Source organism: Haliscomenobacter sp., assembly GCF_040403615.1.
GTDB lineage: Bacteria > Bacteroidota > Bacteroidia > Chitinophagales > Saprospiraceae > Haliscomenobacter.
This window is the reverse complement of sequence record NZ_JBBAKG010000001.1, coordinates 167843-183398: the sequence shown is the minus strand read 5'-3', so window position 1 is coordinate 183398 and position 15556 is coordinate 167843. Positions and strand designations below refer to the sequence as shown.

Annotated in this window: 17 protein-coding genes; all 17 read left to right on the top strand. The window is 45.5% G+C overall.

Features of this window, described 5'->3' with window-relative positions:
* The coding region (locus ABW391_RS01000) for a hypothetical protein (RefSeq protein ID WP_353479945.1) at nt 1-1383 on the top strand (1383 nt) is incomplete at its 5' end.
* Between the two features lie 46 nt (nt 1384-1429).
* The gene (locus ABW391_RS00995; protein ID WP_353479944.1) at nt 1430-2068 is read left to right on the top strand and encodes a hypothetical protein; all 639 of its coding nucleotides are present in this window, start codon (nt 1430-1432) and stop codon (nt 2066-2068) included.
* Entirely contained in the window at nt 2068-3222 is a 1155-nt protein-coding gene (locus ABW391_RS00990; protein ID WP_353479943.1) for a hypothetical protein, read from the top strand. The genes ABW391_RS00995 and ABW391_RS00990 overlap by 1 nt, the downstream gene beginning before the upstream one ends.
* Before the next feature lie 126 nt (nt 3223-3348).
* Nucleotides 3349-3609: a hypothetical protein gene (locus ABW391_RS00985; protein ID WP_353479942.1), complete on the top strand. Its 261-nt coding sequence runs from the start codon at nt 3349-3351 to the stop codon at nt 3607-3609.
* Nucleotides 3610-3679: 70 nt separating this feature from the next.
* The gene (locus ABW391_RS00980; RefSeq protein WP_353479941.1) at nt 3680-6343 is read left to right on the top strand and encodes a DNA polymerase domain-containing protein; all 2664 of its coding nucleotides are present in this window, start codon (nt 3680-3682) and stop codon (nt 6341-6343) included.
* Nucleotides 6340-7545 (top strand): hypothetical protein, encoded by a 1206-nt coding sequence (locus tag ABW391_RS00975; protein ID WP_353479940.1) that lies wholly within the window; start codon nt 6340-6342, stop codon nt 7543-7545. The genes ABW391_RS00980 and ABW391_RS00975 overlap by 4 nt, the downstream gene beginning before the upstream one ends.
* A complete protein-coding gene (locus ABW391_RS00970) occupies nt 7542-8264 on the top strand; it encodes a hypothetical protein (protein ID WP_353479939.1) in 723 nt (240 codons plus the stop codon). The genes ABW391_RS00975 and ABW391_RS00970 overlap by 4 nt, the downstream gene beginning before the upstream one ends.
* Nucleotides 8261-8929, top strand: a complete 669-nt coding sequence (locus ABW391_RS00965; RefSeq protein ID WP_353479938.1) for a hypothetical protein — start codon at nt 8261-8263, stop codon at nt 8927-8929. Before ABW391_RS00970 ends, ABW391_RS00965 begins: the two co-directional genes overlap by 4 nt.
* Complete coding sequence (locus tag ABW391_RS00960; RefSeq protein WP_353479937.1) at nt 8929-10584, top strand: hypothetical protein; 1656 nt, start codon at nt 8929-8931, stop codon at nt 10582-10584. Before ABW391_RS00965 ends, ABW391_RS00960 begins: the two co-directional genes overlap by 1 nt.
* Complete coding sequence (locus ABW391_RS00955; protein ID WP_353479936.1) at nt 10581-11090, top strand: hypothetical protein; 510 nt, start codon at nt 10581-10583, stop codon at nt 11088-11090. Before ABW391_RS00960 ends, ABW391_RS00955 begins: the two co-directional genes overlap by 4 nt.
* Complete coding sequence (locus ABW391_RS00950; RefSeq protein WP_353479935.1) at nt 11087-11539, top strand: hypothetical protein; 453 nt, start codon at nt 11087-11089, stop codon at nt 11537-11539. The genes ABW391_RS00955 and ABW391_RS00950 overlap by 4 nt, the downstream gene beginning before the upstream one ends.
* Nucleotide 11540: 1 nt before the next feature.
* Entirely contained in the window at nt 11541-12140 is a 600-nt protein-coding gene (locus ABW391_RS00945) for a hypothetical protein (RefSeq protein ID WP_353479934.1), read from the top strand.
* Nucleotides 12141-12150: 10 nt separating this feature from the next.
* A complete protein-coding gene (locus ABW391_RS00940) occupies nt 12151-12378 on the top strand; it encodes a hypothetical protein (protein WP_353479933.1) in 228 nt (75 codons plus the stop codon).
* Complete coding sequence (locus ABW391_RS00935) at nt 12375-12779, top strand: hypothetical protein (RefSeq protein ID WP_353479932.1); 405 nt, start codon at nt 12375-12377, stop codon at nt 12777-12779. Before ABW391_RS00940 ends, ABW391_RS00935 begins: the two co-directional genes overlap by 4 nt.
* Nucleotides 12776-13981, top strand: a complete 1206-nt coding sequence (locus ABW391_RS00930; RefSeq protein ID WP_353479931.1) for a glycosyltransferase family protein — start codon at nt 12776-12778, stop codon at nt 13979-13981. Before ABW391_RS00935 ends, ABW391_RS00930 begins: the two co-directional genes overlap by 4 nt.
* Nucleotides 13978-14928: a UDP-glucose 4-epimerase GalE gene (galE, locus tag ABW391_RS00925; protein ID WP_353479930.1), complete on the top strand. Its 951-nt coding sequence runs from the start codon at nt 13978-13980 to the stop codon at nt 14926-14928. The genes ABW391_RS00930 and galE overlap by 4 nt, the downstream gene beginning before the upstream one ends.
* A 1-nt stretch (nt 14929) precedes the next feature.
* The gene (locus ABW391_RS00920) at nt 14930-15526 is read left to right on the top strand and encodes a DegT/DnrJ/EryC1/StrS family aminotransferase (protein WP_353479929.1); all 597 of its coding nucleotides are present in this window, start codon (nt 14930-14932) and stop codon (nt 15524-15526) included.
* Nucleotides 15527-15556: the final 30 nt, after the last annotated feature.

The following is a 15556-nucleotide window of genomic DNA, read 5'->3' as shown; positions in this document are numbered from 1 at the left end:
TATCAAATTGATGCTGATTTTGTTCAGGACGCTAACATACTACTAAAAAATTACGGTGCTCTCAAAGAGCAAGGTATGGACAAGAACAATCTGCAGGGTGGTAGACCTGATGATGAAGTAAAATTTTTCATTGATTCAGAAAACGCCTACAATCATGTGATGGATCAGTTTGGCTCAGTAATTGACTGGGACGGTGATACCATGATTGCTCCTAGAAAGTACTGGGGAGCCATACAAGAATTGGCGCTGGCAGCCAGTGGTGAAGCCAGCGAAGAACAAGGCATGGCAGAAGGCTCCAGTTATAACATAGATCAAGACGACCACGATGAGTTTACCCCAGACGAAATAGTACGCATTAAAAACTCACATTTTCCAGATACACTCCGTGATAATTTGAGAGCAGCAAAAAAAGAAGCACGCCGAGCAAAGCATTTTCCAAGTAGTAGCGATGGTGGCGATAGTAAGTTAGGCTCCCCTGTTGGATCAGCGTCTGACAATACATACGAAGGTGTGGCGGAAGGCTCCGGATTGAATGTAGTAAAATCTATCAAGGTGGGCAACTTTAGACACGATTTAGTTGATACAGGAATGGGTTGGCAGGTTCGTATCTACAACGGTGATGAACTATACGATACAGGCTTGAGCAAGAACTCTGAACAAAAGGGATTGGCGGCATTGGAAGATGCTGTCGCCTATACTGAAAAACAAACACGCACAAAAAGGCAAGGTGTGGCGGAGGCTGGATACCCTGAAGTAGACCACATGCCCGGTCCTACAATAAAGAGAACGCAAACTGGTTGTAAGAGATGTCATGGCAAGGGTTATGTTTACAAAACACCCGACGGTGAAGTTCATCCGATGAACCAACAAGGTGCCAAGAAATACAAATGTGGCAAGTGTGATGGTATTGGTTTTGTTAAGCAAGACATGGCGGAAGGCCACGGTAACTATGCAGGTGATCGGCCTGTCAATCTTGGTGGTGTGTCCATGAAAAAGATACAGATAGGCGACACTGTAAGATACATTGATCAAACGGCACAAGTGGTTGACATGAGCCGGGACCGAGAGCATGCTCGTATCACAATTCCATCCAGTGCTACTACAAAAACAGTATTGACATCTGATCTAAGACAGCTGGGACAAGGCGTCTCGGAAGAAACTCTGTCAGAACTTAGCCCTGCTACTCTTGCCAGATACAAAATCAAAGCTGGGGCTGCTGCCACTGCTGCTGATTCCACCGGTGATCGCAAAACCGGTGATCGTCGCTTCAGCGGAATTGTAAAAGCCACAAAAAAACAGTTTGATCAGGATGCCAAACAGTCAGCCCAAGCGGTCCACGAAAGCAGACTCAGACTCATGGCCAGCATTATCAAGACAAAATAGTTGCAATCTAAAAAATCTCTGCGGCTCATGCACCTATAAGTAGAGCATGAAGACTGTGATCTTGTTGTATCTACCCGGGCATGCAGGCAACTTCTTAGCCAGATTGTTTTCTCTAGGAGAAGACACCATGCCGTTGCTGCGTAAAGATCAACTGGAACATCACCTGGATCAAGGAACGTCAGTTCCTGACAATTTTAACAGATTGGAAAATTATCGTTTTGGTCAAGTGACTCAGGAATTCAATAGTTGGCAACAGTTTCATAGAGCCCATGCTGATTTTTTAGAAAATGCACAGTATAGACTGCTCAATGTATTTTGTGGGCTACACTATTCTAGAATAGTGCAGCCGGTACATCCAGTAGAATTTGAAAATTATTTTGTGAACATAGCTCCAACTGAATTCTATTATGTAGACCTTGATTTACACCAATGGGGAGCATGGGTATCCGGTCAACAAGAAAAATTAGGATTCTACACACGTGGCAACGAAAATCAACTGTTTGAAACTTATAAAAAACAATACCATATGAAATCTATAAATTTAACCAAGATGTTGGCAAGTGAACAGGCCTTTGTGGAAGAATACATGTTGGTGTGCCGTCAAATGAACATTGAGCCAATGTTGGAACAGGCGCAGCAGCTACGGCAAGACTGGTATTCAGTTCGTGTGGCGGGGCAAATCTAATGTATGTAATAAGCCAGGCAGTGCATGATGATTGCAGTTTACCGCTATTTCGAGAACTGGCGGGCAACAATGAAAGTTACTATCTATGGAGTTGTGATACCCTGGCCATGGATAGATTTTTGCAAAGCGCACAATGCCAGTCTCCGGTGGTGTTTGTGGGAATCAAGGATCTGTTGCATGGATGGAGCGAATTCAACTGGTGGCAGGATCGTCAACAATCAGGAGTTATCAGTATTGAAGGATTTGCTCGTCGTCATCCCGACACACAAATAGTATTGTTTACCAGCATAGAACAATTAGAGAACGAACTCAGTGAACCCAATCTACATATCATTCCCTGGGGTGGTGACTGGGTAAATCAACGTGCTGAATACAGTTTGATCGAACCAGTACTGGACAAAAACTTTGACAGTAGCAATACCTACATCAGTCTGAACAGACATGTACGTGCTCATAGATTGGTTGTATTGAGTTATTTGTTTGGCCAAGGATACAATCGCACAGGTGTGATAACTTATTTGAACAATCCCAATGGTATGCCGCAGGTATTTTTAGACACAGTAGGCTGGCAGTTTGGACCAACACATGATGTCATACGAGAATCTATACTCCGTGGATTTGATCATGTAAAAAATAAAAATGCTGTTGGCCAGGACAGTTACAACATCTACCAGGAATTTGGCCTTGCTCCCACTGACAATGCTGGAAATTTTGAAAACAGATTGCGAGCCATGTATCGAGACAGTTTTGTAGAAATAGTGAGTGAGTCTGTATTTGCAGCGCCATCATTCATGATTACTGAAAAAACTGCACATAGTTTTTATGGCTGTAATTTTCCAATCATCCTTGGTGGATGTGGTATTGTGTCCCATCTTAGAGACCTCGGATTTGATATGTTTGATGATGTGATAGATCATAGTTATGATTGCATTGCCAACCCGTTTGACCGCATAGTCGCAGCAATTGAACTTAACCGAACACTGTTGCTTGATACCGAACACGCCAAATCACAATGGAAACAGTACAGACAAAGATTTATTAGCAATGTTGACACAATTAGGAATATATACAGTTGGTATGAAAACAGAACACGAACAAAATTAACCAGCGTACTTGAACAAATGACTTTGAGAACACCCTTAGGACCGCACTAGTTGCGAGGGCAGGCGGCTGCTGCCTCGGACGGCCCAATTCGCTACTGGGAATCCTAAAGTGAGCAACAACATCTTGACATCTCCTACTGTATCAGTTATACTAGCTGACTATTTTAGGAGATTCTCATGGAAAACAAAACATTCAACGGCGACCAAAAAATCAAACTCACCCAGATCATCAATGAAGGCATGCAGGTCATGCACGAGATTGATACACTACAAGGTGGACTCACCGACACAGTCAAGGCCATTGCAGAAGAATTAGAAATCAAACCAGCTGTGTTGAAAAAAGCAATTCGTATGGCACACAAGGCCAGCTTTGGACAAGAACAACAGGATCACGAACTGCTGGAAACAATTCTCACCACAGTGGGCAAGACATTATAAATATTGCGTTACAACGAATCGCCCACGCTACGGGCAAGCAACAAGGCTTACCGGCCATAAACGGAGATACATGAGTTATATTGACAGTCTTTTTGATCGTGCCCACGATCGCATTCACGTGGTAGAACGCCGCAACGGCACTCGAGTCTACAGGGAATATCCAGCAAACTTTGTGTTCTACTATGATGACCCCAGGGGCAAACATCGCAGCATCTATGACACGCCTGTGTCAAGATTCAGCACCAGGAACAACAAAGAGTTTCGCAAAGAAGTCAGCATGCATTCCAGCAAGCAATTGTATGAAAGCGATATTAACCCAATCTTTCGTTGCCTAGAGGACAACTACAAGGGGCAGGATGCTCCGGACCTGCACACAGCTTTTTTCGACATTGAAGTAGACTTCAACAAGGATCGCGGATTCTCACCAGTGGATGATCCGTTCAATCCCATCACGGCTATTTCTGTTTACTTAAACTGGCTGGATCAAATGGTCACCATGGCTGTGCCACCCAAGCACATGAGCATGGAGACAGCACAAGAACTGGTTGCTGATTTTGAAAACACCTTCTTGTTTGAAGACGAGCGTGACATGATCAAGATGTTCCTGGACTTGATCGACGATGCAGATGTGTTGAGTGGCTGGAACTCAGAGGGCTATGATATTCCTTACACCATCAACCGAACCATTAGAGTTCTCAGCAAGGATGATACTCGCAAGTTCTGTCTCTGGGGGCAACATCCCAAGAAGCGCATGTTTGAACGCTTTGGTGCTGAACAAGAAACCTATGACCTGGTGGGGCGAGTACACATGGACTATATGCAATTGTATCGCAAGTACACCTATGAAGAACGTCACAGCTACAGTCTGGATGCCATTGCAGAATACGAACTGGGCGAACACAAGACACAGTTCGAAGGCACCCTGGATCAGTTGTACAATCAACACTTCAAGAAATTTATTGAATACAATCGTCAGGATACTGCACTCTTGGACAAACTGGACCGGAAACTGCGCTTCCTGGAACTGGCCAGCGAACTGGCACATGCCAATACTGTGTTGTTGCAGACCACAATGGGTGCTGTGGCAGTGACTGAACAGGCCATCATTGTGGAAGCACATGAGCGTGGGTTTGTTGTGCCCAATCGCAAGCAACGCAACGACACGGAAGACAATCAAGCAGCAGGCGCCTATGTTGCATATCCCAAAAAAGGTCTGCACGAATGGGTAGGGTCAGTTGATATCAACAGTCTATACCCCTCGGCCATTCGAGCACAGAACATGGGACCGGAAACCATTGTGGGTCAGTTGCGCCAGACCATGACTGACCATTACATCAAGGACAAGATGGCCAAGAACGGAGGCAAGTTTGCAGATGCCTGGGAGAACTTGTTTGGTAGTCTTGAATACACCGCTGTGATGAACACCGAGATTGGAACTGAGATCACCATTGACTGGCAAGACGGCTCAGAAAGCTCTCACTCAGCAGCAGAGATCTGGAAACTGATCTTTGACAGCCACCAGCCCTGGATACTCACTGCCAATGGTACTATTATCACCTATGAGAAAAAAGGTATCATTCCCGGCCTGCTGGAACGCTGGTATTCGGAACGCAAGGACATGCAGGCCAAGAAAAAAGCAGCAACAGATCCCAAGGACATTGCGTTCTGGGACAAGCGGCAACTGGTCAAGAAGATCAACTTGAACAGTTTGTATGGTGCTATTCTTAATCCTGGTTGTAGATTCTTTGACAAGCGTATTGGACAGAGTACCACGCTGACAGGTCGTGCTATTGCACGCCATATGGATGCATACATCAATGAATGCATCACAGGCAAATATGATCATGTGGGTGAAGCGGTTATCTATGGTGACACAGACTCATGTTATTTTAGTGCATGGTCTGTGCTGAAGAACGAAGTTGCAGAAGGTCGTATGGAGTGGAGCAAGGAAACTTGTATTCAACTGTATGATTCGATTGCTGATCAAGTGAATGATTCGTTTCCGGGCTTTATGGAACAGGCATTTCATTGTCCACGAGACATGGGCGAACTGATCAAGTGTGGTCGTGAGATGGTGGCAGATCGCAGCCTGTTTATTACCAAGAAGCGTTATGCTGTGAACATCATTGATCTTGAAGGCAACCGACTGGACGTGAACGGCAAGATTGGCAAGACCAAGGCCACTGGCCTGGATCTAAAACGTAGTGACACGCCCAAGGTTATTCAAGAGTTCTTGTTGGAAATTCTAAACAAGATCTTGAGTGGTGTGCAACGTGACGACGTAATTGAACATATTCGCAAGTTCAAGTATGAATTCCGGGAGAGGCCAGGATGGGAAAAGGGCTCACCCAAGCGTGTGAACAACTTGACCAAGTATGGTGCTGCAGAAGCTGCGCAAGGTCGAGCCAACATGCCAGGACATGTTAGAGCAGCACTAAACTGGAACAACATGCGAAGAATGAACAGCGACAACTACAGCATGCAGATTGTGGACGGCATGAAGACCATTGTGTGCAAGCTCAAGTCAAATGCTCTAGGCTGGACCAGTATCGGATACCCTACAGATGAGCAACGCTTGCCTGCCTGGTTTACAGAACTGCCGTTTGATGATGGGCTGATGGAAGCTACGGTGGTGGATCAAAAAATTGACAACCTGCTGGGAGTACTGGAATGGGATCTTGCATCTGCAACCAATACTGAAAATACATTTACAAGTTTGTTTTCATTCGAATGAAATTAAGTGACCTTGTTGGATATCTAAATACCCTGGACACCTTGAGTGTGCAGGCAACTGCAACTGAAACTATCGGAGAGCTGAAAAAGATTGTGAAGATTGTTCAAGACAGTCGGGTGCAGGTGCCCGATTCGCTGGCCAGTCTACACGAATCAAAGAGTCGTGTTGAGAAATTTCTTGGACAGTTTGATCAGAATCTACAGCAACTCAGAGACAGTGTACAAGACTTGATTGTGCAACAAGAATCTGTGTACTTTGCTGACAGCACGGATCTGTACCAAAACAACATGAAGAACGACACGCCCGAACATATTCTATCAAGACAACTGTCTATAGAAACACTAACCAGGTTGTTTTTGCAAAGTCGATTGCAACTGTACACCGACTGGCACTATCCGGGCATGGTGATTAGACCAGCACACAGTCCCGGCGTAGATGATCTGGTTGCACTGGATCCCTTGTACTTTGTGGATACCAACCCAGATCTGCTGGAACCCATGCGTTCACAGTTTACCGAAGAGTATCAACGGCGGCTACGCTATTATGTGGTCAAGGAATACACCACCGATCCAATATTTTGGAATCTACCCAAACAACAATTTGGATTTGTGTACTCATTTCATTACTTCAACTTCAAGCCCTTGGAAATAGTCAAGCAATACATGACCGAAGTGTTTGGACTGTTGAGGCCTGGAGGCAGTTTTGTATTCAGCTACAACAACTGCGATCAACAAGGTGCAGTGAGTCTTGTGGAACATCACTTTTGTTGCTACACGCCCGGCAGACTGGTGCGTGAACATGCACTGATACTGGGCTACGAGATCACCTACGAGCACAACAACAGCACCAGTTGGATAGAACTAAAAAAACCCGGAGTACTGACAAGTATCAGAGGTGGTCAGGCCCTGGCAGGAATTTTTAGAAAAGAAGATATTGATGCCGCACCACTCACAATAATTGACGCCACCCCACCAGAATCAGTTGACAGATCAACAAAAGATATCTATAATGAACTAGAGCTAATGGCACTGATTGAGATAGCTGCAATATTGCCAGTGGATCTCAAGGATGCTACCACAAAGGGGCAACTCAACATCAAAAAAGTTCGCAGAGAAATATCTACCAAGATAGAAGCAATGGGATTGTCGGATGAAAAACTCCGAAGATTGATTATACGTTTTAACAAAAGGACTGACACATGAGAGACTATTTACTAGACATTGTACAACACACATTTGATCTGGGCTGTATTGACCTGATCAAGATCACTGGCACTGATTCTGCTACCACAGTTGGTGGATTAGCCGAAGACAAATCAGTTATTATTGACGCACAGTTTGCCAATCCAATGGCTGACTTTGTTGGAACATTTGGCATGCCCAATCTTGGCAAACTCAAGACACTGTTGAACTTGCAAGAATACAGAGAAGATGCCAAACTAGCAGTCACACGCAAGGCCAATGGTGAGCTGGACGGTATCACTTTTGAAAACAAGGTAGGCGATTTTAAAAACAACTATCGGTTCATGGCAAGTGATATTGTGAATGACAAGCTCAAGACGCTGAAATTCAAAGGTGTAAACTGGCACATTACTTTTGAACCCACTGTGGCGGCTATCCAACGTTTGCGAATGCAAGCACAGGCCAATTCAGAAGAACTCAACTTTCAGGTCAAAACTGATGGCAAGGATCTCAAATTCTTCTTTGGTGATCACTCCACACACAGTGGTAACTTTGTGTTCCAGCACGACATTACCGGCGCGTTAAAGCATGCCTGGTCGTGGCCAGTGAGTCAGGTCATGAGCATCCTGAGCCTGACTGGAGACAAGACCATGCAGATATCCGATGATGGCTGCATGCAAATCACAGTGAATTCTGGTCTTGCTGTGTACAACTACATTTTGCCTGCGCAGACCAAATGATCCCACAACTGGTTGATCGCGGGTTTGGTTACGGCTCCGGAACAGTGAGTCCGGAACTGTCGCAATTTATTGTGAACATTCCCAAGAACGCCAGTAGTTATATGTTGGACTGGGCAAGACGCCATCAGTGGATGACCACAGTGGCAGACGATCACAGTGACACCATAACAGAAATGATTGTGATACTGCGAGATCCACTGGACCGTTGGGTAAGTGGAATAGTGCAATACCTAAACACCTATATACTTTCGGTGCAAGGTCCCAATGGTCCTGTGTTTCCCAACGAACCATATTCGCCGCACAACTGGCCCATGGATGCAGTGCAATGGATAGACGCATACAATCAGACCACTGAGCGTTTGATATTTGATGTTGTCAATAGGTTTGATGATCATGTGTGGCCACAGCATGAGTTTGTTGAGAACCTGTTGCCCGCAGTCAAGAGAAAATACTTCTTGTTGGATCACAACTTTGATGCAGCAATTGCTGACTATCTTGGGTTTGCTCCATACCCGGATCTAGACTCAAACTCAGCTGGCAACAATGCCAACATGCGACTGTTGCAAAAGTTCTTTGTTGATCGACTACAGCAACGACCCGATCTTGCGCAGCGTGTGATCAAGGCGTATACAAAAGATTATGAATTAATAGCTAGAACAAAATAATGACTCAAGATAATTTTACTGAAAAACAACTGGGTCCTGATGGACTAAGTCAATATGCTGTGTTCCTTCCGGCTATCTCTGGATTCTATGCAACATACATAGGCAAACAGCGTGATCCAGTAAACGGTCCTTATGTTGCTCCGGGTCGTATGCCCAGCGGTATACCAGACATGGAACAACTGAACTGGCTCAACAGTAGCAAGGCCTTGTTTCCCTACAAGTGGAGCCTGTATTCCGGTGGTCACGCCAATCTGGATCTCAACAAGCAGGACTGGTCAGAAGACATGGTTCGTAGTCGAGAGCCTAGCACATTCATGTTGGGTGACTCGGGCGGGTTCCAGATTGCCAAAGGCCTGTGGGAAGGCGACTGGAAGGCCAACTCAGGTTGTGCCAAAGCACAGAAGAAGCGTGACGCTATTCTCAAATGGCTGGATGGTATCAGTGACTATGCAATGACCCTGGATATTCCTACCTGGGTTATCCATGACAAGAAAGCCAGTGACGCATGTGGTATCAAGACCTTGCCCGAAGCTGTGGCAGCAACCAAGTACAACAACGAGTACTTTATGAAGAATCGTCGAGGAAAGAACAACGGCGGAACAAAGATTCTAAACGTGTTGCAAGGCGACAATCACACCAGTGCAGAATCTTGGTATCAAGAGATGAAGGACTATTGTGATCCTGTGAAATACCCAGACACACACTTTGATGGCTGGGCCATGGGCGGACAAAACATGTGTGACGTACACCTGATACTTCGTAGACTGGTGGCACTACGGCATGATAACTTGTTGCAATCGGGCACTCACGATTGGATGCACTTTTTAGGCACAAGCAAACTGGAGTGGGCAGTGTTGCTCACTGTGATTCAACGTGCTGTGAGAAAATATGTGAATCCAACCTTTACCATCAGTTTTGATTGTGCCAGTCCATTCCTGGCCACTGCTAACGGTCAGGTGTATTACGAAATTGATCTAACACACAATGAAAAATGGAGCTATCGAATGAGCCCCATTGTGGATGACAAAAAATATTCCACAGACACACGCCCATATGGACCAACTGTGGTAGTAGAAAAATTTGTGGATCACTTTGACGAAAGTCCGATCAGTAGTCAGTTGCAACTGAAAGACATCTGCATTTACAAACCGGGTGTTCGTAAAACAGATGCAGAATTGAATGGTGAGATATTTGATCCCAACAACATGACTCACTTTCATGTGCCACCAGATCTAAACAAAATTGGCAAGAATGGCAAGACCAGTTGGGATAGTTTCAGCTATGCCTTGCTCATGGGTCATAATGTTTGGACACATTTAGAATCAGTACAACGAGCCAACCAAACATTCGACGCAGGTGCTGAGTGGCCATACATGATGTGGAATGAAAGTGGCGACCATGCACGATTTGCAGACATTGTGGATGCAATTTTTGCTACCACTGATCGAGACAAGTCAGAAGCCATAATCGAACACTATTCCAAATACTGGATGGACATCATTGGCACACGTGGTTTCAAAGGCAAAAAGACCGTGAATGCCAACACAAAGTTTAATGCTCTTTTTGAAGTGGAAGAGGTTGACTTGACCACGGATGATGCAGTACAATTAAGTACAGCAGCACTAGATCAACTTGAAACCGAGCAGACAAAATGATTAGACCAGATCACGACGAATCAATAAAGTTCTTTACTGGCACAGAAGTAGAACATACGCCAGCATACGGAATGCCTACCTTGTTTGTGGTTGGTATTCAAGAGGCGGAATGCATTGGGTATCACTTGAATGGGCGGGATCATATCTACTTTGGTGCTAATCAAAGTTTTCCCAACCCAGATGTGAATGATGCTGAGGCGTGGAAATCTTGGGAACACATGATCCAAGGCTTTCTTGATCGCGACTATCTATGCACCCTGGACATAGATGTTCGATGCGTGGAAGGCCTGCTAGAATCAGGACTGTGTGATTATCGCAACTTCATTCCCATGATCTCTGTGAAATTACCTTACATACGGCAACTGGGCTACAACGCCACACTCAAACTGGACGATCGAGACTTTGACGCAACCAATCCCGGAGTCTGGTGCCACAGCATACACGAATTACAAAATCGGGACCGCTTTACTGACTGGTCTAAATATACCAAGGACGAAACATTATGAATCAACGAGAACAATCACTAACAGACACCCGCAGCAGAATCATGCAGCATGCCCGTCGACAAATTTGGGTTACATTCCAGAAAGAAGGAATCCATAAATATCCAGCTGCTGCCACAGATCCTGCCTTGGCCACTGGAGATGAATATGATGTATCGTTTCTTGCTAGTCCTCACCGCCACATCTTTCATTTCGGGGTGTGGGTCGATGTGTTCCATAATGACCGGGACATTGAGTTCATCCAGTTCAAACGGTGGCTCGAGAATCTGTATCGTGATGCCACTCTCAGTCTAGATTACAAAAGTTGCGAAATGATGGCAGATGATCTTTATGATCAGATTGCCGCCCGATATCCAGATCGTGCAATCTGGATCGAAGTGTCCGAAGATGGTGAAAACGGCGCACTCGTTAAGTATGAAATCGCTCACCCTAATCTTTCAATCAAAATCTAACGTGCAAGCCACTATTATTGCTTACCCACCCTCAGGTGGCGGCAATCATCTCAAAAATCTTTTGTGTGCTAGTGGTGTATTTGCCAACAGCAGTGATCTTAATCTTGAGCCGTACAATACTGGCAATAGAGAGGTTCACAGCACATCTGGTCGCAACATGAATGAATATCGCATGGCTGATGCATTGGCTAGTTCGGGCAATTTTATCCTGCACGGACACTTTGGTGAACTTGCTCAGTATAGATCCGAAATCAATGCCATTGAACAAAAAAGATTTGTGATTGTGACCATCGACACATCACATGATAAACGTTTATTACAAACTCGTCAGAACCGATTAGGCCAACAAAGCCACGATTATTATCTGCAAGAAGAACAACATTTTTTGTATCAGCCACAAATGTACAACACATATTTTACCGGTCAAGAGGCTGACATATTCTCTTTTCCATTGACAGAACTCTGGCATTCTGTTATAAATTACACTACTGCATGGGATCGTCTAAATAGTTTCCTCGGTATCAACATTGATCTAGCACAAGCACAACAACTGCATGATCAATGGCGTGCCAACAATCAAATGTCTAGTTATTATTTTTAAAGGAGCTATTATGGCCAAATTGTCTTTCAAACCCAATCCCCGTGTGACTGAGATCTTTGAGGATCTCGAAGCGTACCAGGAGTTTTGTCAGGAATACGGATATCGCTACAACGAAAGCGACCTCTACAACTTCAAGAGCTATGCATGGCAACAGTTCAACAAGTGGCACCAAGGCAAGAATGCCAAGAACATGTGGTGGGAAGATGCTCGTAGACTGGCTGGACATCGTCCTGCATGAGCGCCTCGAGAGAAAAAGATTCTGCAGACTTTGATCTAGATCGCTTTATCCGCATGTTTGATGAAGCACTGATCAGTGAGGATCCGCGTGTGATTGACGCCTTGCGGGGCTTGCTGATGATTGTTGCACTAACAAGACCCGAAGCCAGGACCTCTATTGAGCGTGGTCCGCTGAGAAGATTAGTGAATGATGTCACCAACCTAAATAGAAGACTAGGTGCTGTTGAAAATCGTGTGTTGGAAGACAGAGACCGAGCTATCTCCACCACAGACAAGTACAAATCAGGCGGTACAGCATTTAGACAAGTTGAAAGTAGACTTTACCCCAATGAGGTCTGGGCCCAAGATCAGCAGGTACAGAGTTTGAGAGATCAGTATATGAAAGGACTAGTAAACAAATGAGAAAATTATTTTATTGTGGACTGGAGTCGTATGAATCAAGATACACATTACAGCTAACAGAATGGAATCGGCGTGTGTTTGATCGCCGTGGACTAGATGTTGTGTATGTGCCAGGCATAACTATAGATAACACACAAGCCATCAGTGTTGGTCAAGTTCTGGACGCACACGGGCGCAGTTACTTTGGTATGAGCCAGATGATGAACTTGGTGCAACTCATGAAGAATGGTGAGGTCACACATGAAGACGTTATCTATTTTGAAGACATGTTTCAACCAGGTATTGAATCACTTCCGTACATACTGGACCAGGTACCTGCTGAGCTGCGGCCTCGCATTTATGTTCGTTGTCTCGCTCAGTCTATCGACCCTGATGATTTTGTTCACGTTTGGGGTATGGCTAAATGGATGGGACTTTATGAGCAAATGGTTAATGAGTTTGTAACCGGAGTACTTGCCACCAACGAAGAGATGGTTGCTCACATGCGTATTGCAGGGTGGACGGCTCCTATCTACAACATCTCAGGACTAGCATTTGGCAAAGAAGAAGTACAAGAACGTGTGGGCGGCCCAGCAAGCATTCTCCCGTTTTCCCAACGCCGTCATCGTGTGGTGTTTTCTGCAAGATGGGATCAAGAGAAGCAGCCGGATTTCTACATGGATCTAATTGAAGCATACCATCGACGTCATCCTTTGACTGCTGTGGAGTTTTGTATCTGCTCAGGCGGCATGTTAAAGTCCAACAATGACTCCTACATGGCCAGAACCCAGGAACTAGAAGCCGCAGGCAAACTAACTATTCATCAAGATCTAGGCAAGAATGAATACTACAACATTGTCAATGACAGCCGTGTGGTGTTCAACTGTGCGCTGCAAGACTGGGTATCAAACACAGTGAGTGAAGCAGATGCACTAGGCGCCAATGTGTTGTATCCTGCGTACAGAAGTTTTCCTGAAACGTTTGCCAACGATCATGAGAGACTGTATGTGCCTTGGTCCATAGAAGATGCACTGAACAAACTGGAAAAGTTGTTGTTAGCGCCACACAAGAACATGGGCCGGATCAGCGACTGGACCAATGGCACAGTGGATCGTGTGATTGACATCATTGAAGGCAAAGGCGACATCTGGGCTAGGGATGGCAATCGATATCGCGATCATGCTGCCACAGCCAAGTATCGACTACAACAGGCTCTGTCATGAGCACCATTGTAGTAACAGGTGCCGCAGGCTACATTGGCGGTGAAATTGCACTGCTGTTGAAAGATGCAGGACACACTGTGGTTGGCATTGATCGCAGACCCTTACCGCATCATCTCGAAGATGTCATGGACTTTGTGCAGGCAGACTTTAACAGCGACGAAGCATATCGTCGGTTGATCTCCGCACAACCCACAGCCGTCATACACTGTGCAGGCACCAGCTTGGTTGGTCCTAGCATCCTGAAGCCCAGTGATTACTACCACAACAATGTGGTCAAGACTCTTAACCTGCTGAACATTGTTATGGCTGCTGTGCCACGAGCCAGATTCATCTTTAGTTCAAGTGCAGCGGTGTATGGAGAACCCGTCATGACTCCGTGTCACGAAGTTGATCCCAGAGAACCCATCAGTCCCTATGGTGAAAGCAAACTGATGATAGAGCAGATCTTGGCAAGTTATCATCGTGCATATGGTCTAGACTATGTGGCATTTCGTTACTTCAATGCCTGCGGTGCAGACAGTCAGGGCCGTCACGGACAAGAGCCTGGCGCAACACACATCATTGCTCGAGTACTAGAAAGTATCATGCAGGGTCAAGAGTTCACACTGAATGGCATTGACTATGCCACTCCAGATGGCACCTGCGTTCGAGACTATGTGCATGTGGAAGACATTGCACGGGCACACAGACTGGCCCTGGACTCTCAACTGGAATCAGGTGTGTACAATCTAGGTACCAGCACAGGTGTTAGCAATCAAGAAATTATCACACAGGCACAACAAGTCACTGGACATGCTGTGATCATGAACATCGGTGCAGCTAGACCAGGCGATCCTCCCATACTGACTGCCAGTGCAGCCAAGATTGATGAGATCTCAGGTGGTGCATGGCGCAGGCATGATCTACATGACATGATATCACATGCATGGGCCTGGTACAATCGATAACATGTTCCACAAGATACTTGAGTTTGAAACAGCACTGGCCAAATACACTGGTGCACCTTATGCGATCATGACTGATTGCTGCACACATGCTATTGAACTGTGCTTGAGACATGATCAACCACAGTCAGTCACGTTCACACCCTACACCTATCTGAGTATTCCCATGCTGATGCACAAGCTGGGCATTGAATACTCTTACTTAGATCATGCATGGCAGCGTTGGACTACTGAGTATCAATTTCACAACACCAGGATCTGGGACAGTGCTAGACACATGGAACACAACATGTATCGCCCAGGACAGATGCAGTGTGTGAGCTTTGGGCATGGCAAACCCTTGAGCGTGGGGCGCGGTGGTGCTATCTTGCTAGATGATCCGGCAGCATACGAGACCATGATTCAACAACGATATGACGGCCGTGATCTCTCTATCGCACCCTGGCCCACACAACGAACATTTCGAGTAGGTTATCACTACAAGCCCACCATAGAAGAAGCTGTACAGGCCCTGACTGTACTACAAGGGTTCGAGCAAACACCACCCAACATGCCTTTGGTAGTTTATCCTGATTGCAGAGAAATCTCTATTACATCTTGACACTACGACCTAAATAGTGTATACTTAACA